This window comes from Pseudomonas sp. MF6396, assembly GCF_002018915.1.
GTDB lineage: Bacteria > Pseudomonadota > Gammaproteobacteria > Pseudomonadales > Pseudomonadaceae > Aquipseudomonas > Aquipseudomonas palmensis.
This window is the reverse complement of record NZ_MVOK01000019.1, coordinates 86,958-107,961: the sequence shown is the minus strand read 5'-3', so window position 1 is coordinate 107,961 and position 21,004 is coordinate 86,958. Positions and strand designations below refer to the sequence as shown.

Here is a 21,004-nt window from a genome sequence, read left to right as displayed (position 1 = left end):
CCCCTTCAAACTCAAGATTTCAATGCTTCGGCCAGTTTCGCGATTTTGCCGCGTACTGAACCATCGATAACCAGGTCGCCGGCGCGGATTACGACACCACCGATCAGGCTGGCATCCTCCGTCGCGTGCAGGCGCACTTCCCGGCTGAGTCGTGCACTGAGAACCTTGGCGAGTTTGTCTTGCTGTTCTTGGTTCAACGCAAAAGCACTGGTGACTTCCACGTCCACGGATTTCTCTTGTTCGGCCTTGTACAGATCGAACAGAGCCGAAATCTCCGGCAACAGCAGGAGACGTTCGTTTTCCGCGGCAACATGAATGAAATTCTGTGCCTGTGCATCGAACTTGTCACCGCACACGTCAATAAACGCGGCGGCCTTTTCTGCGCTCGTCAGTCGCGGGGCCTTGAGCAGGCGCTGCATTGTGTCGTCTTGAGACACTGCAGCAGCCAGGCCGAGCATGGCTGACCAATTGGCCAGTTGCTGATGGGCCTGGGCGTGCTCAAAGGCCGCCTTAGCGTAAGGTCGGGCCAACGTGGTCAGTTCTGCCATGATCGCCCTCGCTTAAATTTCAGCGGCCAGTTTATTAACCAGCTCCGCATGCGCGTTTTGATCGATTGTGGCGCCAAGGATCTTTTCAGCACCGTTGACGGCCAGGCTACCCACTTGGGCGCGCAGCGCGTCTTTGACACCGTTCAGTTCCTGTTCGATCTCGGCTTGAGCCTGGGCCTTCACACGGTCAGCTTCGACGCGAGCCTGGTCACGGGCTTCCTCGACGATCTGGTTACCGCGTTTCTTGGCTTGCTCAATGATTTCGGCTGCCTGAGCTTTAGCTTCGCGCAGTTGCTGACCCGCTTTATCTTGGGCCAGCTCCAGGTCGCGAGCTGCTCGGTTGGCAGCGTCCAGTCCTTCCGCGATCTTCTTCTGACGTTCTTGCAAAGCCGCGATGACCGGAGGCCACACGAACTTCATGCAAAACAGTACAAAAATGAAGAACGCAACGGACTGGCCAATCAGGGTTGCATTAATGTTCACGCCAACACCTCGCTCGTTCTAAGTCCATCACACCAATCCACTCGAAAATTCGAGTGATTAGCCAGCGATTTGACCAACGAAGGGATTAGCGAAGGTGAAGAACAGAGCGATACCAACACCGATCATGGTCACGGCGTCGAGCAGACCGGCGACGATGAACATTTTGACTTGCAGCATCGGAACCATTTCTGGCTGGCGAGCAGCGCCTTCCAGGAACTTGCCGCCCAGCAGGCCGAAACCAATGGCGGTACCCAGGGCACCCAGGCCGATCAGCAGAGCAACAGCGATAGCGGTAAGACCAACTACAGTTTCCATCTTTCCTCCCGACTTTTACGTCGTATTGGTTAGGTTTTTTAGTTTGAAGCGGTAAAACAAAATCGTTTGGTACAGCTGCCCTTGCGGACTTTTTCGGCCTCCCCCCACCCCGGCGGAGAGGCCTCAGACACGCCAGGCGGTCTTATTAATGGTTATCTTCGTGAGCCATCGACAGGTAGACGATGGTAAGCATCATGAAGATGAACGCTTGCAGGGTGATGATCAGGATGTGGAACACAGCCCACGCCCATTGCAGCACCACGCCCAGGCCGCTCAGCCACAGCAGACCGGCACCGAACATCACGGCGATCAGGATGAACACCAGCTCGCCGGCATACATGTTGCCGAACAGACGCAGGGCCAGCGAGATCGGCTTGGCGATCAGGGTCACGAATTCCAGCAGGAAGTTGACCGGGATCAGCAGGATCTGGACGAAGATGTTCTTGCTGCCGAACGGGTGCAGGGTCAGCTCGCCGATGAAGCCGCCGATGCCCTTGACCTTGATGCTGTAGAAGATGATCAGCGCGAACACGCAGAAGGCCATCGCGATGGTGGCGTTCGGGTCGGTGGTGGATACGGCACGGAACGGGATGTGCGGATCACCGGAGATCAGCATCGCCAGTTGCGGGATCCAGTCGACCGGGATCAGGTCGACGGCGTTCATCAGGAACACCCACACGAAGATGGTCAGTGCCAGCGGTGCGATGACCGGGCTGCGGCCGTGGAACGAGTCCTTGACGCTGCCGTTGACGAATTCGACCATCACCTCGACGAAGTTCTGCAGGCCGCCGGGTTGACCGGAAGTCGCTTTTTTCGCCGCCATGCGGAACAGGAGGATGAAGATCAGACCCAGCGCAACGGACCAACCCAGGGTGTCCACGTGGAACGCCCAGAAGCCCATTGCCTTGGCTTCTGCTGCGGAATGGGCAAAGCCCCAACCGCCGTCTGGTAATTGCCCGAAGGTCAAGTTCTGCAAGTGGTGCTGGATATAGCCCGAAGCGGTTTCTGCTGCCATGTTTGCCTCAAACGCCCTAAGGTCTCGAAAGTCTCGTTTTTATCAGCAGGGGCGCGAACCAGCTGACCAACTGGGTCAGCAAGAAGACGCCGAATACTGCTAATGGCGCCAATGGCTTCACTCCTGCGAACGTCAATGCGAACAGCACTGCCGTCAAAATCAATTTGCCTGCCTCGCCAGCGTAGAACGACTTGACGATGGCCTGCGCTGCCCTGGCGCCGGTGTAACGGAACGCCTTGTAGGCAAAGTACAGATTCGGCAGCCAGGCGATCAGTCCTCCGCAGAGTGCCGAATAGCCGCTGACCACCCCATGCCACTGCCACACCCCCAACGATGCCAGCAGCAACACGACAAATTGAGCGAACAGTACCGGAAAAACCGCCCAGCGATGGAAAGGCAAGCGGTTTGGCGTGCGGGTCTCCATCACAACTGCTCCTCGAAAGTCGACCAACCAGTCAGTAATGACTTGGCATAATTTGTGCCGACAAAATGCGCGCAGAGTATAGGGGCGCTTGGACCCCTATTCAACTGCTGGGTAGTGATTTCCGACTGCGCGCTACAAAGCGAATTGTTTCAGCGGATGTGAGCAAGCACGCCCTGCAACTCGTCCAGGGAGTTGTAACGGATCACCAACTGGCCTTTGCCCTTGTTGCCGTGACGGATCTGTACCGCCGAGCCCAGCCGCTCTGCCAGACGCTGTTCAAGGCGGGTGATGTCCGGATCGGGCTTGGCCGGTTCCACCGGCTCGGGCTTGCCGCTGAGCCACTGGCGAACCAGGGCTTCGGTCTGGCGTACGGTCAGGCCTCGTGCGACAACGTGTCGCGCCCCGTCGACCTGCTGTTCTTCAGGCAAACCGAGCAGCGCTCGGGCATGCCCCATCTCCAGGTCGCCGTGGGACAGCATGGTCTTGATGACTTCCGGCAGCGAGATCAGGCGCAGCAGGTTGGCCACGGTCACCCGCGACTTGCCCACAGCATCCGCGACCTGTTGCTGGGTCAGCTGGAACTCCTGCTGCAGGCGCTGCAGCGCGATGGCCTCTTCCACCGGGTTGAGGTCTTCGCGCTGGATGTTCTCGATCAGCGCCATGGCGATGGCGGTTTCATCCGGCACATCGCGCACCATCGCCGGGATGGTCTCCATGCCGGCCTGCTGGCTGGCGCGCCAGCGGCGTTCGCCGGCGATGATCTCGAAGCGGTCGTCACCGATCGGGCGGACCACGATCGGCTGCATCACGCCCTGGCTCTTGATCGAATGCGCCAGTTCTTCAAGGGCCTGCGGGTCCATGTCCCGACGGGGCTGGTATTTACCGCGCTGGATCAGGTCCAGCGGCAGGTGTTGCAGTTCTTTCTGGTCGACCTTGACAGCCTGCTCTTCGAGCGCGCTGACGGTAGGACCACTGAGCAGTGCATCCAACCCACGTCCGAGACCTCGTTTCTTAACGGCCATGCGGATTCCTTAAGTTGCCTGTGCGGCAGTGCGGGTTTGACGGCGTTGACGGCGTACCAGTTCACCGGCCAGGGCCAGATAGGCCAGGGCGCCACGGGACTGCTTGTCGTAGGCCAGGGCCGGCATACCGAAGCTCGGGGCCTCGGCCAGGCGGATGTTGCGCGGGATCACCGTATCGTAGAGCTGCTCGCCGAAGTGTTCCTTGAGCTGCGCGGACACGTCGTTGATCAGGCTCAGGCGCGGGTCGTACATGGTGCGCAACAGGCCTTCGATCTTGAGCTGCGGATTGAGCTTGGCAGCGATGCGCTTGATGTTATCCACAAGGTCGCTCAAGCCTTCCAGGGCAAAGTATTCACATTGCATCGGAATGATCACGCCATCGGCGGCCACCAGGGCATTGAGCGTCAGCATCGACAGCGACGGCGGGCAGTCGATCAGGATGTAGTCGTAACTCTCGCGGATCGGCGCCAGCGCTGTGCGCAGCCGGCTCTCCTTCATCTGCATTTCGAGCAGAACCACTTCGGCCGCAGTGAGGTCGCGGTTGGCCGGCAGCAGTTGATAACCACCGTGTTCGGACACGTGCATGGCTTGAGCCAGGTCGCACTCGCCGATCAGCAGGTCATAGACCGAATGTTCAAGGACGTGTTTATCCACACCGCTACCCATGGTGGCGTTGCCCTGTGGATCGAGGTCAATCAGCAGCACGCGGCGCTTGGTAGCCACCAGCGATGCAGCGAGATTGATGCAGGTGGTGGTCTTGCCCACACCACCTTTCTGGTTCGCGATCGCGAATACCTTAGCCATTCTTGCTTGTGTTCCCAGTCATGCCGTGCGGCGCAGTATCAGCAGATGGCGCTGGCCTTGGCAACCCGGAACGGTCAAGGCCTGCTCGCTATCCACTTTGAAATCTGCCGGCAATGCTACCAGCTCATCAGCCGGATGCAGCCCTTTCATTGCCAGCCACTGCGTCTGGGCGTCGCCAAGGTGGCGCGTCCAATTGGTGAAGTTCTCCATGCTGCTGAAAGCACGAGAAACAATTCCGGAGAAAGGCTGTTCCGGCTGGAACGCCTCGACCCGGCTGTGGATAACTTGCAGGTTATCCAGCTTCAGCTCCAGTTTCACCTGGGTGAGGAAGCGGGTTTTCTTGCCGTTGCTGTCCAGCACCGTGACCTGCTTGTGCGGATGCAGGATAGCCAGGGGAATGCCCGGCATGCCGCCGCCGCTACCGACGTCGAGCCAGCGCTCGGTGTCGCTGTGGATAAACGGCATGACGCTCAGGCTGTCCAGCAGGTGGCGGGATACCATTTCGTCGGGATTGCGCACTGCAGTCAGATTGTAAGCCTTGTTCCACTTGATCAGCAGCGCCAGATAAGCCAGCAGTTGCGCGTGCTGGGCCTCGCTCAGCTCGACACCAAGCTGGCGGGCACCTGTGGACAACTCCTGGGCGTGTTGAGGGGTGACCATAGAACTCAAGCGCTTTGCTCCAACTCGCGGCCTGCGCCGCGTTTTTTCAGGTGAATCAGCAACAGGGAAATAGCCGCCGGGGTCACGCCGGGAACGCGCGAGGCCTGGCCGAGTGTCTCTGGGCGGGCCTGGCTGAGCTTACCCTGAATCTCCTTGGACAACCCGGAAATACCAGCGTAGTCGATATCCTCGGGCAGGCGGGTGTCTTCGCTTGCCCGCAGGCGAGCGATTTCTTCCTGTTGCCGGTCGATGTAACCGGCGTATTTGGTCTTGATCTCGACCTGCTCGGCCACCTGAGGGTCGATTTCTCCACCGCCGGTCACTTCCACCAACCCGGCATAGTCGATTTCCGGGCGGGTCAGCAGGTTGAGCAGGTTGTATTCATGGCTGAGCGGCGTGCCGAACTTATCCACAATCGCCTGGCCCATCGCGGTATTGGGCTGAACCCAGGTGGACTTCAGGCGTTGCTCCTCGCGCTCGATGCTTTCGCGCTTGGCGCTGAACGCGGCCCAGCGTGCATCGTCGACCAGGCCCAGTTCACGGCCTTTTTCGGTCAGACGCAGGTCGGCGTTGTCTTCACGCAGAATCAGGCGGTACTCGGCCCGCGAGGTGAACATGCGGTACGGCTCCTGGGTACCCAGGGTGATCAGGTCGTCGACCAGCACCCCGATGTACGCCTCGTCGCGGCGCGGGCACCAGCTTTCGCGGCCCTGTGCACGCAGCGCGGCGTTGGCACCGGCCAGCAGCCCCTGCGCACCGGCCTCTTCGTAACCGGTGGTGCCGTTGATCTGGCCGGCAAAGAACAACCCGCCGATGGCCTTGGTTTCCAGGCTGTACTTCAGGTCACGCGGGTCGAAGTAGTCGTATTCGATGGCATAGCCCGGGCGCACGATGTGCGCGTTTTCCATGCCGCGGATCGAACGCACCAACTGCAGCTGCACGTCGAACGGCAGGGATGTGGATATCCCGTTCGGGTAAAGCTCGTGGGTATTGAGCCCTTCTGGCTCGATGAATACCTGGTGGCTCTGCTTGTCGGCAAACCGGTGGATCTTGTCTTCGATCGACGGGCAGTAACGCGGGCCGATGCCCTCGATCACGCCGGAGTACATCGGCGAACGATCGAGGTTGGAAGCAATGATCTCGTGAGTGCGTTCGTTGGTGTGGGTAATCCAGCAACTGACCTGACGCGGGTGCATGGCCTTGTCGCCCATGAACGACATCACCGGTATCGGGGTGTCACCGGCCTGTTCGGTCATCACCGAGAAATCCACCGAACGCCCGTCGATACGCGGCGGCGTGCCGGTTTTCAGGCGACCCATGCGCAGCGACAGCTCACGCATGCGGTGCGCCAGAGCGATGGCCGGCGGATCGCCGGCACGCCCACCGGAATAATTCTGCAGACCGATGTGGATAAGTCCGCTGAGGAAGGTACCCGTGGTCAGCACCACAGAATCGGCATGGAAACGCAGACCCATCTGCGTGACGACGCCGCGTACCTGGTCCTGCTCGACGATCAGGTCGTCACAGGCCTGCTGGAATATCCACAGGTTGGGCTGGTTTTCGAGAATCTCGCGTACCACGGCCTTGTAGATGGCGCGGTCGGCCTGGGCGCGGGTTGCACGCACCGCCGGGCCTTTGCGGTTGTTCAAAACGCGGAATTGGATACCGCTCTTGTCGGTAGCCAGGGCCATGACACCGCCCAGCGCATCGATCTCCTTGACCAGATGGCTCTTGCCAATACCGCCAATGGCCGGGTTGCAGCTCATGTGCCCGAGGGTTTCCACGTTGTGGGTCAGCAGCAGGGTTTTCACACCCATGCGTGCAGACGCAAGCGCAGCCTCGGTTCCGGCATGGCCGCCGCCGATGACGATCACTTCAAAACGGGAAGGGAAATCCACCACGCACCTCGTGCCTGTTTCGGGAATAGATAGGAATAACGCACAAGTATAGGGACTTACCCCCCTTCTAGGAACCGCTTGAACAAAATTTAACCAGCCTGTGGATGAGTGGCTGACAATAGAAATAAAGAGAGAGAAATTTATTAAAGCTTTGTTTTTATGTTTATTCTTAGTGAGGCACCTTTCTGTGGATAAACCTCTACAGCCCTTATTCCACCTTATGTACAGAGGTTCAAAAGTCTGTGGTCTAGTGGCCATGAGGGGTCTGGATAAGCGCCTTAAGCCTGTGGATGAAACACCCACTTATCAACAGGGGGAGTTATCTCCAGCCTTGAGGCCGGGTTATCAACCGAGCTGAGGCGGGGTTTTCCACAGGGCTTATTCTGCGGTTTGTGAGTAAGACAGGCACGCGAAAGCCCCGGAGCGTTCCGGAATTCTCGACAGGGGATAAGAAATTGAGGGGGATGACAGCCGACAACGAGGCCCTGGATCGGCCCCGTTGTGGATAAACGGACTACTTGCCGATGCAGAAGCTGGAGAAGATACGCCCTAGCAGGTCATCGGAGCTGAAGGCGCCGGTAATTTCGCCCAGGGACTGCTGGGCCTGGCGCAGATCTTCGGCCAGCAGCTCTCCAGCGCCCGCCAGGGTCAATTGCGCATGACCGTGGTCCAGGTGCGAACTGGCCTGGCGCAGGGCGTCCAGGTGGCGCCGGCGGGCACTGAAGCCGCTTTCGGCGGTCTGTTCGTAGCCCATGCAGGCCTTGAGGTGATCGCGCAGCAGTTCCAGGCCCTGGTCGGCGCCCTTGGCACTGAGGGTGATGGTGACGTGGCCATCGTCGGACAACTGCAGGCCCACGGGGTCGCCACTGAGGTCGGCCTTGTTGCGAATCAGCGTGACCTTGGCCGGGTCGGGGCGCTGTTCAAGGAATTCAGGCCACAATGCGAACGGATCATCGGCTTCAGGTGCCGTGGCATCCACCACCAATAGCACCCGATCGGCCTCGCCAATGGCTTTGAGGGCACGTTCCACCCCAATCTTTTCCACATGGTCTTCGGTATCGCGCAGGCCGGCGGTGTCCACCACGTGCAACGGCATGCCGTCGATGTGGATATGTTCGCGCAGCACATCCCGGGTAGTACCGGCGATGTCCGTCACGATGGCCGCCTCGCGCCCGGCCAGTGCGTTGAGCAGGCTGGACTTGCCGGCATTCGGCCGCCCGGCGATCACCACCGTCATGCCGTCGCGCAACAGCGCACCCTGCCCCGCCTCGCGCTGCACTGTGGATAAACTTTCGCGCACCTCCTCGAGCATGCGCAGGACGTGGCCATCGGCAAGAAAATCGATTTCCTCTTCGGGAAAGTCGATTGCCGCCTCGACGTAGATACGCAGGCTGATCAGTTTTTCGGTGAGGTTATCCACACGGCGGGAGAATTCGCCCTGCAACGAGCGCAGCGCATTACGCGCCGCCTGTGCAGAACTGGCCTCGATCAGGTCGGCGATGGCTTCGGCCTGCGCCAGGTCGAGCTTGTCGTTGAGAAAGGCGCGCTCGCTGAATTCGCCCGGGCGCGCCAGGCGACAACCCAGTTCCACGCAGCGCTGCAGCAGCATGTCGAGCACAACCGGGCCGCCGTGGCCCTGCAGTTCCAGCACATCTTCACCGGTAAAGGAGTTGGGCCCGGGAAAATACAGGGCAATGCCTTCATCCAGCACCAGGCCATCGTCGCCCTTGAACGGACCGTAATGGGCATACCGCGGGGTGAGCGCACGGCCGGTGATGGCCAACCCGGCCTTGCTGGCCAGCGGCCCGGAAATACGCACGATTCCTACACCGCCACGACCCTGGGCAGTGGCAATTGCAGTGATGGTTTCACGACGAGCATTCATCAGCGAAGGCCTCAGACAAAAACGACAGATAGCAAAACGCCCCACGAGGGGGCGTTTTATCCACAGGTTAGCTGGCTAACCCGTCAAGCGGTGGCTTTGTTGCTCGCCGCTTCGATCTTGCGGGTGATGTACCACTGCTGTGCGATCGACAGGCAGTTGTTCACAACCCAGTACAGCACCAGACCTGCCGGGAACCACAGGAAGAAGAAGGTGAAGATGATCGGCATCAGCTTCATCACCTTGGCCTGCATCGGATCCGGCGGCGTCGGGTTCAGGCGCTGCTGGATGAACATGGTCGCGCCCATGATGATCGGCAGGATGAAGAACGGATCCTTGATCGACAGGTCGGTAATCCAGAACATCCACGGGGCCTGGCGCATTTCAACGCTTTCCAGCAATACCCAGTAGAGCGAAAGGAAGACTGGCATCTGCACCAGGATCGGCAGGCAGCCGCCCAGCGGGTTGATCTTCTCTTTCTTGTACAGCTCCATCATGGCCTGCGACATCTTCTGCCGGTCATCGCCATGTTGCTCTTTCAGCGCGGCCAGTTTAGGTGCCACGGCACGCATGCGCGCCATCGACTTGTAGCTGGCAGCGGACAGCGGGAAGAACAGCAGCTTGATCAGCATGGTCAGGACGATGATCGACCAGCCCCAGTTGCCGAGCAGCTCATGGATATGTTGCAGCAGCCAGAAGATCGGCTGGGCAATGAACCACAGGATGCCGTAGTCGACGGTCAGCTCCAGGCCCGGGGACAGCGCCTTGAGTTTTTCCTGGCTCTTGGGACCGGCGTACAGCAGCGTGCTGGTTTCGCCCTGGGCGCCGGCAGCCACGTTCAGCTCCGGACCGGTGAACCCGATGATGTAGTTGCCCTGGCTGTCCTTGCGTGTCTGAACAACGTTGTTGTCCGACTTGTTGGGAATCCAGGCGGTCACGAAGTAGTGCTGCAACCAGGCAACCCAGCCGCCGGTAACATTTTCTTTCAAACTACCTTTGTCGATGTCCTTCATCGACACTTTCTTGTACGGCTCGGCACTTGTCCACAGGGCGGCGCCCAGATAGGTGGCGGTACCGGTGGCGGTGCTCGACGACGGATCGGAGCTGGCATCGCGCTTGAGCTGTGCAAACAGGTTGCCTGTCCACGGCTTGCCGCTCTGGTTGTCGATCAGGTGAGTGACTTTCAGGTCATATTCACCACGGTTCAGGGTGAAACGCTTGATGTAGTTCACACCCGCGTCGCTGAACTTGAGGTCGACGACCAGTTGGTTCTGGCCATCGGCCAGTTGATAACTTTTCTGCTCGGCGGAATACAGCGGGCGACCAGCGGCACGTGCATCGGGGCCGTTGGCACCGGTCAGGCCGCTCTGAGCCAGGTAAACGCGCTCGCCGCCGTTATCGAACAGCTGGAACGGAATTTCCGGATGGTCCTGGCGACGTGGATATTTCGGCAGGGTCAGCTGCGCGATATCACCGCCGTTGGGGTTGATAGCCAGGTCGAGGACATCGGTCTTGACCCTAATCAGGTCTGTGCTGACGGCAACCGGTGCAATTTCTGCAGGGGTGGTTTCAGCAGTGGCGCTCGGAACATCGGCGCTGGCGCCGGATGTGCCAACGGTCGGGGTATCGGGCAAGCCCGGCGCGACGGTGCTGGCAGCAGTATTCTGAGTCGGCAGGGCAGCCTGGCCGTAGTCCTGGTTCCACTTGAGGACCATGACATAGGACACGATTGCCAGGGCGGCGATCAGGATCGTGCGTTTAATATCCATGATTACTCGGCTATCGAAGAAGAAGTACGGGAAGTGGGAGCAGGCGGAACCGGGTCATAACCGCCGGCATTCCACGGATGACAACGCCCGAGACGACGAGCGGTCAACCATCCACCGCGCAATGCGCCATGTGTTTCGATGGCTTCAATCGCATAGGTGGAACAGGTCGGATAGAAACGACAGTGGCTGGCCATCAGAGGGCTAATGGCGTAACGGTAAAACTGGATCGGAACGAGTACCAGTTTACGCATCTGGACGGTCTACCCCTGCAGATTCGCTGTTAACCACTGGAGCGGGCCGACTGCGTGCAAGGCGCTTCCAGAGCTTGCCAAAATGTTGGTGCAATTCTGGGTTTTCTACGTCGCCCAGGCCTTTGCGCGCGACGATCACGATGTCCCAACCGGCCAGCAAATGCTGGTGGAGACGAAACGAATCGCGCATCAAACGCTTCAAGCGGTTGCGTTGAACGGAGAGCTTGACGCTCTTTTTCCCGATCACGAGCCCCAGGCGGGGATGATCCAGGCCGTTCTCGCGGGCAAGGAGCAAGAGACTCTTGCCTGGCACCTTGCCGGATGGAGAGTCAAAGACCGCTTTGAAGTGTCGGGGTGTCAGAAGACGTTTTTCCCGACTGAAGTCCTGACTCACCACCTGTGCCGAAAAATCAAACTGCCAGACGCTTACGGCCTTTGGCACGACGGCGGGACAGTACGGCACGGCCGTTCTTGGTAGCCATACGGGCACGGAAACCGTGAGTGCGGGCGCGCTTGATGGTGCTTGGTTGGAAAGTACGTTTCATGGCGTGTTACCTGGTTCGTCGACAACGGGCCGGAATGGCCCCCGTTTTAAGAGACCGGCGATTCTAGAGAAAGCAGCGCCATAGGTCAATTTCCAACCAGCTTTTCCTTATGGATAAAAAACCGGGCGCCTTCGCGTGCTCGTCCACAGGCCTGTGCCCCGGATGACAGGGACACAGCCTTGCCGGACGCTTAAACATAGAAAAAAGAAGAGAAGGTATTTAAAGCTTTTTTGTAAATCTTATAGAACTTAGGCAGCTGTTTTCTGTGGATAGAACGCTACAGGCCTTGTTCTACGTACTGTACAGAGAAAAGAAACCCTGTCGGGAAGCGGTGCTCTGGCTGTGCTGTGCAGGCGCAAAAGCTGTGGATTAAAAGGCCTGTTATCCACAGTGCAGTTATCCACCGATTTCGACCCCCACTTGTGCAAAGTGCTCAGGCATGGTTATCCACAGGGCTTATTCACAGCGGTAAAGTGACGTTTTTGCCACTAACCTGCTGATTTATCGCCACCCTCGACACACCTGCATGTGGATAACTGCGCTGGTGGTCGGTACAATGGCCGCTTGTTTTTGCCTCACCGGCGTTCAACTCAGGGGATATCCGTGTCAGTGGAACTTTGGCAGCAGTGCGTGGACCTTCTGCGCGACGAACTGCCTGCCCAGCAATTCAACACCTGGATCCGTCCGCTACAGGTCGAAGCCGAAGGCGACGAGTTGCGCGTCTATGCGCCTAACCGGTTCGTACTCGATTGGGTCAATGAAAAGTACCTGGGTCGCTTGCTCGAACTGCTGGGCGAACACGGCAACGGCATCGCCCCTGCGCTTTCCTTATTAATAGGCAGCCGACGCAGTTCGGCACCCCGTGCTGCGCCCAACGCACCGCTCGCCGCCTCGGTCGCCGCTTCCCAGGCCCAGCAGGCTGCCCAGGTCGCTGCCGTGGCAGCCCCGGCAGCGCCAGCACCTGTGCCGGCAGCGGCCCAGGTCGAAGATGCACCTTCGCGCGACAGCTTCGACTCGATGGGCGAGAACACTGCCGTGGTGGCTCCACCCAGCAGCCGTACCGAACAACGTACTGTGCAGGTAGAGGGTGCGCTCAAACACACCAGCTACCTGAACCGCACCTTCACCTTCGAGAATTTCGTCGAGGGCAAGTCCAACCAGCTGGCCCGCGCGGCAGCCTGGCAGGTCGCCGACAACCCCAAGCATGGCTACAACCCGTTGTTCCTCTATGGCGGGGTGGGCCTGGGTAAGACTCACTTGATGCACGCTGTGGGTAACCACCTGCTCAAGAAGAATCCGAATGCCAAGGTGGTGTACCTGCACTCGGAGCGCTTCGTCGCCGACATGGTCAAGGCGTTGCAGCTCAATGCCATCAACGAGTTCAAGCGCTTCTACCGCTCGGTCGATGCGCTTCTGATCGACGACATTCAATTCTTTGCCCGCAAGGAGCGTTCGCAGGAGGAGTTTTTCCACACCTTCAACGCCCTGCTCGAAGGTGGCCAGCAGGTGATTCTCACCAGCGACCGCTACCCCAAGGAAATCGAAGGCCTCGAGGAGCGCCTCAAGTCCCGCTTTGGCTGGGGCCTGACCGTTGCCGTTGAGCCGCCGGAACTCGAGACCCGCGTTGCGATCCTGATGAAGAAGGCCGACCAGGCCAAGGTCGACCTGCCACATGACGCTGCGTTCTTCATTGCCCAGCGCATCCGCTCCAACGTGCGGGAACTGGAAGGCGCGCTGAAGCGGGTCATTGCCCACTCGCACTTCATGGGCCGCGATATCACCATCGAGTTGATTCGCGAGTCGCTCAAGGATCTGCTGGCACTGCAGGACAAGCTGGTGAGTGTGGATAACATTCAGCGCACAGTGGCCGAGTACTACAAGATCAAGATTTCCGATCTGCTGTCCAAGCGGCGTTCGCGTTCGGTGGCCAGGCCGCGTCAGGTGGCCATGGCCCTGTCCAAGGAACTGACCAACCACAGCCTGCCGGAAATCGGCGACGTCTTCGGCGGCCGCGATCACACCACGGTGTTGCACGCGTGCCGCAAGATCAACGAACTCAAGGAATCCGACGCGGATATCCGCGAGGACTACAAGAACCTGCTGCGGACCCTGACGACGTGATGAACGTCAGCGCGGCTTTTTTTTAAGGCAAGGGACTAGACCATGCATTTCACCATTCAACGCGAAGCCCTGTTGAAACCCCTGCAACTGGTCGCAGGCGTCGTCGAGCGCCGCCAGACCTTGCCGGTATTGTCCAACGTGCTGCTGGTGGTCCAGGGCCAGCAACTGTCGCTTACAGGTACTGACCTGGAAGTGGAACTGGTTGGCCGTGTGCAACTGGAACACCCTGCCGAGCCCGGCGAGATCACCGTACCTGCACGCAAGCTGATGGATATCTGCAAGAGCCTGCCGAGCGAAGCGGAGATCAGCATCAAGGTCGACGAGCAGAAGGTCATCATCAAGGCCGGCCGCAGCCGTTTCACCTTGTCGACCCTGCCAGCCAACGATTTCCCCACCGTCGAGGAAGGCCCGGGTTCGCTGACCTGCACCCTGGAGCAGAGCCGCCTGCGCCGCCTGATCGAGCGCACCAGCTTCGCAATGGCCGTGCAGGACGTGCGCTACTACCTGAACGGCATGCTGCTGGAAGTCTCCACCGGCACTCTGCGCGCGGTCGCCACCGATGGTCACCGTCTGGCCATGTGCTCGATGCAGGCCGATATCGGTCAGGCTGATCGCCACCAGGTGATCGTGCCTCGCAAGGGTATCCTTGAGCTGGCGCGCCTGCTCACTGATCCGGAAGGCACCGTTGCCATCGTGCTGGGCCAGCAACACATTCGCGCCACTACTGGCGAATTCACCTTCACCTCCAAGCTGGTGGATGGCAAGTTCCCGGACTACGAGCGCGTATTGCCAAAGGGCGGCGACAAACTGGTACTGGGTGATCGCCAGGCACTTCGCGAAGCGTTCAGCCGTACCGCGATTCTGTCCAACGAAAAGTACCGCGGCATTCGTCTGCAACTGGCGGCTGGCCAACTGAAGATTCAGGCCAACAACCCTGAGCAGGAAGAAGCCGAAGAAGAGATCGGCGTCGACTACAACGGCGGTTCGCTGGAAATCGGTTTCAACGTGAGCTACCTGCTCGACGTGCTGGGCGTGATGACCACCGAACAGGTTCGTCTGATCCTGTCCGATTCCAACAGCAGCGCCCTGCTGCAAGAGGCGGACAATGACGATTCTGCATACGTCGTCATGCCGATGCGCCTGTAATTTGTCCAGCACTCGCTAGATGTCCCTCAGTCGCGTTTCAGTCACCGCGGTGCGCAACCTGCACCCGGTGACCTTCTCCCCCTCCCCCCGCATCAACATCCTGTATGGCGCCAACGGCAGCGGCAAAACCAGCGTGCTGGAAGCCATCCATTTGCTCGGCCTGGCCCGTTCATTTCGCAGCACTCGCCTTACACCGGTCATCCAGTATGAAGAACTGGCGTGTACGGTATTCGGTCAGGTCGAACTGAATGAAGGTGGTTCCAGCAACCTGGGCATATCGCGGGAACGGCAAGGGGATTTCACCATTCGCATCGACGGGCAGAACGCTCGCAGTGCCGCCCAACTGGCAGAGATACTGCCGCTGCAACTGATCAACCCGGACAGTTTTCGTCTGCTCGAAGGTGCGCCCAAGATTCGCCGGCAATTCCTGGATTGGGGTGTGTTCCACGTGGAACCTTGCTTCATGTCCACCTGGCAGCGCCTGCAGAAGGCCCTGCGGCAGCGGAACTCATGGTTGCGGCATGGTACACTTGACGCTGTTTCGCAAGCAGCCTGGGACCGGGAGTTATGCCTGGCCAGTGCGGAAATCGACGAGTACCGCCGTAATTACATCAAAGCGCTGAAACCCGTCTTCGAACAAACCTTGAGCGAATTGCTGGAGCTCGGGGGGCTGACCCTGAGTTACTACCGAGGGTGGGACAAGGACAGAGACCTCAGTGAGGTCCTGGCTGGCTCGCTCCATCGGGATCAGCAGATGGGCCACACACAGGCAGGTCCGCAACGTGCGGATCTGCGACTCAGGTTAGGCGCCAACAACGCGGCCGATATCCTGTCTCGCGGCCAGCAGAAACTGGTGGTGTGCGCACTGCGTATCGCCCAGGGGCATCTGGTCAGCCAGGCACGCCGCGGCCAATGTATTTATCTGGTGGATGACCTGCCGTCCGAATTGGACGAGCAGCACCGTCGTGCACTTTGCCGCTTGCTGGAAGACTTACGCTGCCAGGTGTTCATCACCTGTGTAGACCACGAATTATTGAGGGAAGGCTGGCAGACGGATACGCCAGTTGCCTTGTTCCACGTGGAACAAGGCCGTATCACCCAGACCCACGACCATCGGGAGTGAAGGCATGAGCGAAAATCAAACGTACGACTCCTCCAGCATTAAAGTGCTCAAAGGGTTGGATGCCGTACGCAAGCGTCCCGGTATGTACATTGGCGACACCGATGATGGTAGCGGCCTGCACCACATGGTGTTCGAGGTGGTCGATAACTCGATCGACGAAGCCCTCGCCGGCCACTGTGACGACATTACCGTAATCATCCACCCGGATGAGTCCATCACCGTTCGCGACAACGGCCGCGGCATCCCGGTCGATGTACACAAGGAAGAAGGGGTTTCCGCCGCAGAGGTCATCATGACCGTACTGCACGCCGGCGGTAAGTTCGACGACAACTCCTACAAGGTATCCGGCGGCCTGCACGGTGTGGGCGTCTCGGTGGTGAACGCGCTTTCCGAAGAGTTGATCCTCACCGTTCGCCGCAGCGGCAAGATCTGGGAGCAGACCTACGTTCACGGTGTACCGCAGGCTCCGATGAAGATTGTCGGCGACAGCGAAACCACCGGCACCCAGATCCACTTCAAGCCATCGTCCGAAACCTTCAAGAACATCCACTTCAGCTGGGACATCCTGGCCAAGCGGATTCGTGAACTGTCGTTCCTCAACTCTGGCGTAGGCATCCTGTTGAAGGACGAACGCTCGGGTAAGGAAGAGGAATTCAAGTACGAAGGTGGCCTGCGCGCATTCGTCGAATACCTGAACACCAACAAGACTCCGGTGAACGAAGTGTTCCACTTCAGCGTTCAGCGCGAGGATGGTGTGGGTGTGGAAATCGCCCTGCAGTGGAACGACAGCTTCAACGAGAACCTGTTGTGCTTCACCAACAACATTCCGCAGCGCGACGGCGGTACTCACCTGGTGGGTTTCCGTTCGGCGCTGACGCGTAACCTGAACAACTACATCGAGCAGGAAGGTCTGGCCAAGAAGAACAAGGTCGCCACCACCGGTGATGATGCCCGTGAAGGCCTGACCGCAATCATCTCGGTGAAGGTGCCTGATCCCAAGTTCAGCTCGCAGACCAAGGACAAGCTGGTTTCGTCCGAAGTCAAAACTGCGGTGGAACAGGAGATGGGCAAGTACTTCTCCGACTTCCTGCTGGAAAACCCGAACGAAGCCAAGGCTGTGGTCGGCAAGATGATCGACGCTGCGCGCGCCCGTGAAGCGGCCCGTAAAGCGCGTGAAATGACCCGTCGCAAGGGCGCGCTGGACATTGCCGGGCTGCCGGGCAAGCTTGCCGACTGCCAGGAAAAAGACCCTGCCCTCTCCGAACTGTACCTGGTGGAGGGTGACTCCGCAGGCGGCTCGGCCAAGCAAGGTCGCAACCGCAAGACCCAGGCTATCCTGCCGCTCAAGGGCAAGATCCTCAACGTCGAGAAAGCACGTTTCGACAAGATGATTTCGTCCCAGGAAGTGGGCACGCTGATCACCGCACTGGGCTGTGGCATCGGCCGCGAAGAGTACAACATCGAGAAGCTGCGCTATCACAACATCATCATCATGACCGATGCTGACGTCGACGGTTCGCACATCCGTACCCTGCTGCTGACCTTCTTCTTCCGTCAGTTGCCGGAGCTGGTCGAGCGCGGCTACATCTACATCGCGCAGCCGCCGCTGTACAAGGTCAAGAAGGGCAAGCAGGAGCAGTACATTAAGGACGACGAGGCCATGGAAGAGTACATGACCCAGTCGGCTCTCGAAGATGCCAGCCTGCACCTGGACGAGTCCGCGCCACCGGTTTCCGGTGTCGAGCTGGAGCGTCTGGTCAACGAATTCCGTACCGTGATGAAGACCCTCAAGCGCCTGTCGCGCCTGTACCCGCAAGAGCTCACCGAGCACTTCGTGTACCTGCCGGCCATCTCGGTGGAGCAGCTGTCCGACCACGCGCACATGCAGAACTGGCTCGCCAGGTTCGATGAGCGCCTGCGCAATACCGAGAAGTCGGGCTTGCTGTACAAGGCCAGCCTGCGTGAAGACCGCGAGCGCAACGTGTGGCTGCCAGAAGTGGAAATCACTTCCCACGGCCTTGCCAGCTACGTGACCTTCAACCGCGACTTCTTCGGCAGCAACGACTACCGCACCGTGACCGCGCTGGGCGCCCAGCTTGCCACCCTGCTGGGTGAAGGTGCCTACGTGCAGCGTGGGGAACGCAAGAAAGCCATCACCGAGTTCAAGGAAGCCCTGGACTGGCTGATGGCCGAAAGCACCAAGCGTCACACCATCCAGCGCTACAAAGGGCTGGGCGAGATGAACCCGGACCAGCTGTGGGAAACCACCATGGACCCGACTGTGCGCCGCATGCTCAAGGTGACCATCGAAGACGCGATCGCTGCCGATCAGATCTTCAACACCCTGATGGGCGACGCCGTGGAACCGCGCCGCGAGTTCATCGAAAGCAACGCCCTGGCGGTATCCAATCTGGACTTCTGACCGGTTGCAGTACCTCTGAAAGCGGGCAGTTATCCACAGTGACAACGCCCTCGAAAGGCCAACCCTCAGGGGTTGGCCTTTTTGTTTTCCTGCCTAGGTGCTGCTGCGCCCTAGGCGTGAGCACTCAAGAAACACCCAGCTCGCGCAGGCGCCGATACAGGGTGCGCTCGCTCAGCCCCAGGTGGCGGGCAAGCTCGCTGCGCGATCCTTCGAAGCTGTCCAGCGCCTGGGCGATGTCGCGCAATCGGGTATTCGAGCGGTGTGGGGCACTGGCGGGCGAGTCGGCTCTCAGCTCCGTGGGCAGGTGCTCGGCGCGGATGATGCCGTCGTCGCTGAACAACCTCGCCCGCTCCAGAATGTTGCGCAGCTCGCGGATGTTGCCGGGGTAGCGGTACAGCCCCAGCAAGGTCATGGCCTCCTCGTCGACCCGCGGCGCAGCGGACCCGGCCAGGCGCTGCAGCAGGGTCTCGATCAGCAGGGGCAGGTCTTCGAAGCGCTCGCGCAGTGAAGGCAGGCGGATCGGGAAGCCGCTGATACGGTAGTAGAGGTCTTCGCGAAAGCTGCCGGCGGTGGCCATTTCCTTGAGGGGCTTGTGGGTGGCCGAGATCAGGCGGAAATCCGAATGCACCGTGCGCAGGCTGCCCACCGGGCGAAAGCTGCCCGACTCGATCAGACGCAGCAGCTTGACCTGCATCGCCAGCGGCACCTCACCGATCTCGTCGAGAAACAGGGTGCCGCCATGGGCGGCTTCGGCCAGGCCGATCTTGCGCTGGTTGGCACCGGTGAATGCGCCCTTCTCGTAGCCGAACAGCTCGCTCTCCAGCAACGTCTCGGTCAGCCCCGTGCAGTCCACCACCACCAACGGACCGCTGGCACGCGGGCTGCTGGCATGCAGGGCGCGGGCGAACAGCTCCTTGCCGGTGCCGGACTCCCCTTGCAGCAGCACCGGTATCTGCGCCGGCGCGGCCCGCTGGACACCGGCAAGGGCCTCCTGGAAGGCCGCCGAACGCCCTACCAGGCCGAACTGCTGCGGCTGTGCCGACGCCACGGCGATGCTGGTCAGGCGTTCGACAAAGGCGATCACTTCACCCTGCTCGTCCAGGATCGGGCGCAACTCCACGTCCACATGTTCCGGCCCTCGCGGGGTGTGATGCACATGCAGCACCCGCTCGGGGGTGCGGCTATGCCTGGCCTTGCGCATCGGGCAGTGCTCGCCCGCCTGGTCGCACGGCACCGCGTAGTGGTGCGAGACGTGGTGGCACTTCTGGCCGATCGGCGCGGCGCCCACCACCCCGAATTGATGCAGGTACGCGGTGTTGGCGGCAAGAATGTTGTACTGCAGGTCGAGCACGATGCTCGGCTGAGGTTCGTGTTCGAGGTAGGACACCAGCGCCTGCAGGGCGGGGCTGGCGGGTGTGTCGGGGTTCATGGGCATGACGGCACCAGGGGCAAGGCAGGCCCGCAGCTTAACCGAACGCCTCGCTCACTGCCAAAAACTGCCAGCCTCTGCCAACCAGCTGCCAGAACCGTGGCAGGCAGTTTCGGCCAGAGGGTCCAGACTCAGGTAAACCGGGCGTGCTGGCCGGGGGCAGGCGTGAATCTGCGCTGGCACATATCTTGATGACTGTTGGTCGAATGCCTGCACGGCTGGCCGGCAGGCATCAGCGGAATTCTCTGGAGAGCGGTAATGATCATCGGCGGTAACCTGTATGTAGAAGCGCTGTTCGACAGCGCGACCTCGACCATCAGCTACCTGGTCATGGACCAGGCCAGCGCGCACTGCGCCCTGATCGACAGCGTGCTGGACTATGACCCCAAGGCCGGGCGTACCGACACCGCCTCGGCCGACAAGCTGATCGCCCGGGTACGCGAGCTGGGTGGCCAGGTGCAGTGGATACTCGAGACCCATGTGCACGCCGACCACCTCTCTGCTGCCGCCTATCTCAAGCAGGCGCTGGGTGGCCAGGTGGCCATCGGCAGCCGCATCACCCAGGTGCAGAAGGTGTTCGGCACGCTGTTCAATGCCGAACCCGGCTTTGCCCGTGATGGCAGCCAGTTCGATGTGCTGCTGGATGACAACGGCGAGCTCGCCCTTGGCACGCTCAAGCTGCGCGCCTTGCACACCCCGGGGCATACCCCGGCCTGCATGACCTACCTGGTACAGGCCGGTGACGAGTGCGTCGCGTTCGTCGGCGACACCTTGTTCATGCCGGATTACGGCACGGCCCGCTGCGACTTCCCCGGGGCCGATGCGCGCACCCTGTACCGCTCGATCCAGCGCATCCTGGCCCTGCCGGATGCCACCCGCCTGTTCATGTGCCACGACTACCTGCCCGGAGGCCGTGCGTTGCGCTACATGACCACGGTGGGCGAACAGCGCGCCAGCAACATTCACATTCGCGACGGCATCAGCGAAGACTGCTTCGTGGCCATGCGCGAAGCCCGTGATGCCACCCTCGACATGCCGCAACTGATCCTGCCCTCGGTGCAGGTGAACATGCGCAGCGGCCAGTTGCCCGAGCCGGAAGACAACGGTGTGCGCTACCTGAAGATCCCGCTCAACAAGCTCTGAACCT

At 60.2% G+C, this 21,004-nt stretch carries 20 protein-coding genes; 5 read left to right on the top strand and 15 right to left on the bottom strand.

Going from position 1 to position 21,004, the window contains the following annotated elements:
• Positions 1-11 precede the first annotated feature (11 nt).
• The 14 genes from MF6396_RS19215 to rpmH form a co-directional block, all read right to left on the bottom strand.
• Positions 12-548 carry a F0F1 ATP synthase subunit delta gene (locus tag MF6396_RS19215; RefSeq protein WP_043860666.1) on the bottom strand — a complete coding sequence of 179 codons (537 nt, stop codon included), beginning with the start codon at positions 546-548 and terminating at the stop codon, positions 12-14.
• Positions 549-560: 12 nt separating this feature from the next.
• The gene (locus MF6396_RS19210; protein WP_043860667.1) at positions 561-1,031 is read right to left on the bottom strand and encodes a F0F1 ATP synthase subunit B; all 471 of its coding nucleotides are present in this window, start codon (positions 1,029-1,031) and stop codon (positions 561-563) included.
• A gap of 57 nt (positions 1,032-1,088) precedes the next feature.
• Positions 1,089-1,346 carry a F0F1 ATP synthase subunit C gene (gene atpE, locus MF6396_RS19205; protein WP_003097235.1) on the bottom strand — a complete coding sequence of 86 codons (258 nt, stop codon included), beginning with the start codon at positions 1,344-1,346 and terminating at the stop codon, positions 1,089-1,091.
• Positions 1,347-1,491: 145 nt separating this feature from the next.
• Positions 1,492-2,361, bottom strand: a complete 870-nt coding sequence (gene atpB, locus MF6396_RS19200; RefSeq protein WP_043860668.1) for a F0F1 ATP synthase subunit A — start codon at positions 2,359-2,361, stop codon at positions 1,492-1,494.
• Between the two features lie 16 nt (positions 2,362-2,377).
• The gene (locus MF6396_RS19195) at positions 2,378-2,785 is read right to left on the bottom strand and encodes a F0F1 ATP synthase subunit I (RefSeq protein ID WP_043860669.1); all 408 of its coding nucleotides are present in this window, start codon (positions 2,783-2,785) and stop codon (positions 2,378-2,380) included.
• Positions 2,786-2,934: 149 nt separating this feature from the next.
• Positions 2,935-3,807 carry a ParB/RepB/Spo0J family partition protein gene (locus MF6396_RS19190; protein ID WP_043860670.1) on the bottom strand — a complete coding sequence of 291 codons (873 nt, stop codon included), beginning with the start codon at positions 3,805-3,807 and terminating at the stop codon, positions 2,935-2,937.
• 9 nt (positions 3,808-3,816) lie between these two features.
• The gene (locus MF6396_RS19185) at positions 3,817-4,611 is read right to left on the bottom strand and encodes a ParA family protein (protein ID WP_043860671.1); all 795 of its coding nucleotides are present in this window, start codon (positions 4,609-4,611) and stop codon (positions 3,817-3,819) included.
• Between the two features lie 18 nt (positions 4,612-4,629).
• The gene (gene rsmG, locus MF6396_RS19180) at positions 4,630-5,280 is read right to left on the bottom strand and encodes a 16S rRNA (guanine(527)-N(7))-methyltransferase RsmG (protein ID WP_058541972.1); all 651 of its coding nucleotides are present in this window, start codon (positions 5,278-5,280) and stop codon (positions 4,630-4,632) included.
• A complete protein-coding gene (mnmG, locus tag MF6396_RS19175; protein WP_054916064.1) occupies positions 5,277-7,169 on the bottom strand; it encodes a tRNA uridine-5-carboxymethylaminomethyl(34) synthesis enzyme MnmG in 1,893 nt (630 codons plus the stop codon). The genes rsmG and mnmG overlap by 4 nt, the downstream gene beginning before the upstream one ends.
• Before the next feature lie 514 nt (positions 7,170-7,683).
• Positions 7,684-9,054, bottom strand: a complete 1,371-nt coding sequence (mnmE, locus tag MF6396_RS19165; protein WP_078481307.1) for a tRNA uridine-5-carboxymethylaminomethyl(34) synthesis GTPase MnmE — start codon at positions 9,052-9,054, stop codon at positions 7,684-7,686.
• An 83-nt stretch (positions 9,055-9,137) separates the two neighbouring features.
• Positions 9,138-10,820, bottom strand: coding sequence for a membrane protein insertase YidC (gene yidC, locus MF6396_RS19160; protein ID WP_043860674.1), 1,683 nt, complete (start codon positions 10,818-10,820; stop codon positions 9,138-9,140).
• A gap of 2 nt (positions 10,821-10,822) precedes the next feature.
• The gene (yidD, locus tag MF6396_RS19155; RefSeq protein ID WP_078481305.1) at positions 10,823-11,071 is read right to left on the bottom strand and encodes a membrane protein insertion efficiency factor YidD; all 249 of its coding nucleotides are present in this window, start codon (positions 11,069-11,071) and stop codon (positions 10,823-10,825) included.
• Positions 11,064-11,468, bottom strand: a complete 405-nt coding sequence (gene rnpA / locus MF6396_RS19150; RefSeq protein ID WP_196933215.1) for a ribonuclease P protein component — start codon at positions 11,466-11,468, stop codon at positions 11,064-11,066. The genes yidD and rnpA overlap by 8 nt, the downstream gene beginning before the upstream one ends.
• A 13-nt stretch (positions 11,469-11,481) precedes the next feature.
• Positions 11,482-11,616, bottom strand: coding sequence for a 50S ribosomal protein L34 (gene rpmH / locus MF6396_RS19145; RefSeq protein ID WP_002551315.1), 135 nt, complete (start codon positions 11,614-11,616; stop codon positions 11,482-11,484).
• A 603-nt stretch (positions 11,617-12,219) separates the two neighbouring features.
• Between rpmH and dnaA the strand changes: the two genes are divergently transcribed.
• From dnaA to gyrB, 4 genes are read left to right on the top strand one after another with little or no spacing between them, the layout of a single operon-like run.
• Positions 12,220-13,737, top strand: a complete 1,518-nt coding sequence (dnaA, locus tag MF6396_RS19140) for a chromosomal replication initiator protein DnaA (RefSeq protein WP_078481302.1) — start codon at positions 12,220-12,222, stop codon at positions 13,735-13,737.
• A 42-nt stretch (positions 13,738-13,779) separates the two neighbouring features.
• Positions 13,780-14,883 (top strand): DNA polymerase III subunit beta, encoded by a 1,104-nt coding sequence (gene dnaN, locus MF6396_RS19135; protein WP_043860677.1) that lies wholly within the window; start codon positions 13,780-13,782, stop codon positions 14,881-14,883.
• A gap of 19 nt (positions 14,884-14,902) precedes the next feature.
• Complete coding sequence (gene recF, locus MF6396_RS19130; protein ID WP_078481301.1) at positions 14,903-16,006, top strand: DNA replication/repair protein RecF; 1,104 nt, start codon at positions 14,903-14,905, stop codon at positions 16,004-16,006.
• Positions 16,007-16,010: 4 nt separating this feature from the next.
• Complete coding sequence (gyrB, locus tag MF6396_RS19125) at positions 16,011-18,428, top strand: DNA topoisomerase (ATP-hydrolyzing) subunit B (protein WP_054916057.1); 2,418 nt, start codon at positions 16,011-16,013, stop codon at positions 18,426-18,428.
• A 124-nt stretch (positions 18,429-18,552) separates the two neighbouring features.
• Here the strand turns inward: gyrB and MF6396_RS19120 are convergent, their stop codons facing one another.
• The gene (locus MF6396_RS19120) at positions 18,553-19,863 is read right to left on the bottom strand and encodes a sigma-54 interaction domain-containing protein (protein ID WP_078481299.1); all 1,311 of its coding nucleotides are present in this window, start codon (positions 19,861-19,863) and stop codon (positions 18,553-18,555) included.
• A 252-nt stretch (positions 19,864-20,115) separates the two neighbouring features.
• Between MF6396_RS19120 and MF6396_RS19115 the strand changes: the two genes are divergently transcribed.
• Positions 20,116-21,000 (top strand): MBL fold metallo-hydrolase, encoded by an 885-nt coding sequence (locus MF6396_RS19115; RefSeq protein ID WP_043862233.1) that lies wholly within the window; start codon positions 20,116-20,118, stop codon positions 20,998-21,000.
• Positions 21,001-21,004 lie beyond the last annotated feature (4 nt).

What these genes read in the sequence shown, in the direction of transcription:
- MF6396_RS19215 (WP_043860666.1), bottom strand. Translation starts at nt 548, where the DNA reads ATGGCAGAACTGACCACGTTGGCCCGACCTTACGCTAAGGCGGCCTTT.
- atpE (WP_003097235.1), bottom strand. Translation starts at nt 1,346, where the DNA reads ATGGAAACTGTAGTTGGTCTTACCGCTATCGCTGTTGCTCTGCTGATC.
- atpB (WP_043860668.1), bottom strand. Translation starts at nt 2,361, where the DNA reads ATGGCAGCAGAAACCGCTTCGGGCTATATCCAGCACCACTTGCAGAAC.
- MF6396_RS19195 (WP_043860669.1), bottom strand. Translation starts at nt 2,785, where the DNA reads ATGGAGACCCGCACGCCAAACCGCTTGCCTTTCCATCGCTGGGCGGTT.
- MF6396_RS19190 (WP_043860670.1), bottom strand. Translation starts at nt 3,807, where the DNA reads ATGGCCGTTAAGAAACGAGGTCTCGGACGTGGGTTGGATGCACTGCTC.
- MF6396_RS19185 (WP_043860671.1), bottom strand. Translation starts at nt 4,611, where the DNA reads ATGGCTAAGGTATTCGCGATCGCGAACCAGAAAGGTGGTGTGGGCAAG.
- mnmE (WP_078481307.1), bottom strand. Translation starts at nt 9,054, where the DNA reads ATGAATGCTCGTCGTGAAACCATCACTGCAATTGCCACTGCCCAGGGT.
- yidC (WP_043860674.1), bottom strand. Translation starts at nt 10,820, where the DNA reads ATGGATATTAAACGCACGATCCTGATCGCCGCCCTGGCAATCGTGTCC.
- yidD (WP_078481305.1), bottom strand. Translation starts at nt 11,071, where the DNA reads ATGCGTAAACTGGTACTCGTTCCGATCCAGTTTTACCGTTACGCCATT.
- rpmH (WP_002551315.1), bottom strand. Translation starts at nt 11,616, where the DNA reads ATGAAACGTACTTTCCAACCAAGCACCATCAAGCGCGCCCGCACTCAC.
- dnaN (WP_043860677.1), top strand. Translation starts at nt 13,780, where the DNA reads ATGCATTTCACCATTCAACGCGAAGCCCTGTTGAAACCCCTGCAACTG.
- recF (WP_078481301.1), top strand. Translation starts at nt 14,903, where the DNA reads ATGTCCCTCAGTCGCGTTTCAGTCACCGCGGTGCGCAACCTGCACCCG.
- gyrB (WP_054916057.1), top strand. Translation starts at nt 16,011, where the DNA reads ATGAGCGAAAATCAAACGTACGACTCCTCCAGCATTAAAGTGCTCAAA.
- MF6396_RS19120 (WP_078481299.1), bottom strand. Translation starts at nt 19,863, where the DNA reads ATGCCCATGAACCCCGACACACCCGCCAGCCCCGCCCTGCAGGCGCTG.
- MF6396_RS19115 (WP_043862233.1), top strand. Translation starts at nt 20,116, where the DNA reads ATGATCATCGGCGGTAACCTGTATGTAGAAGCGCTGTTCGACAGCGCG.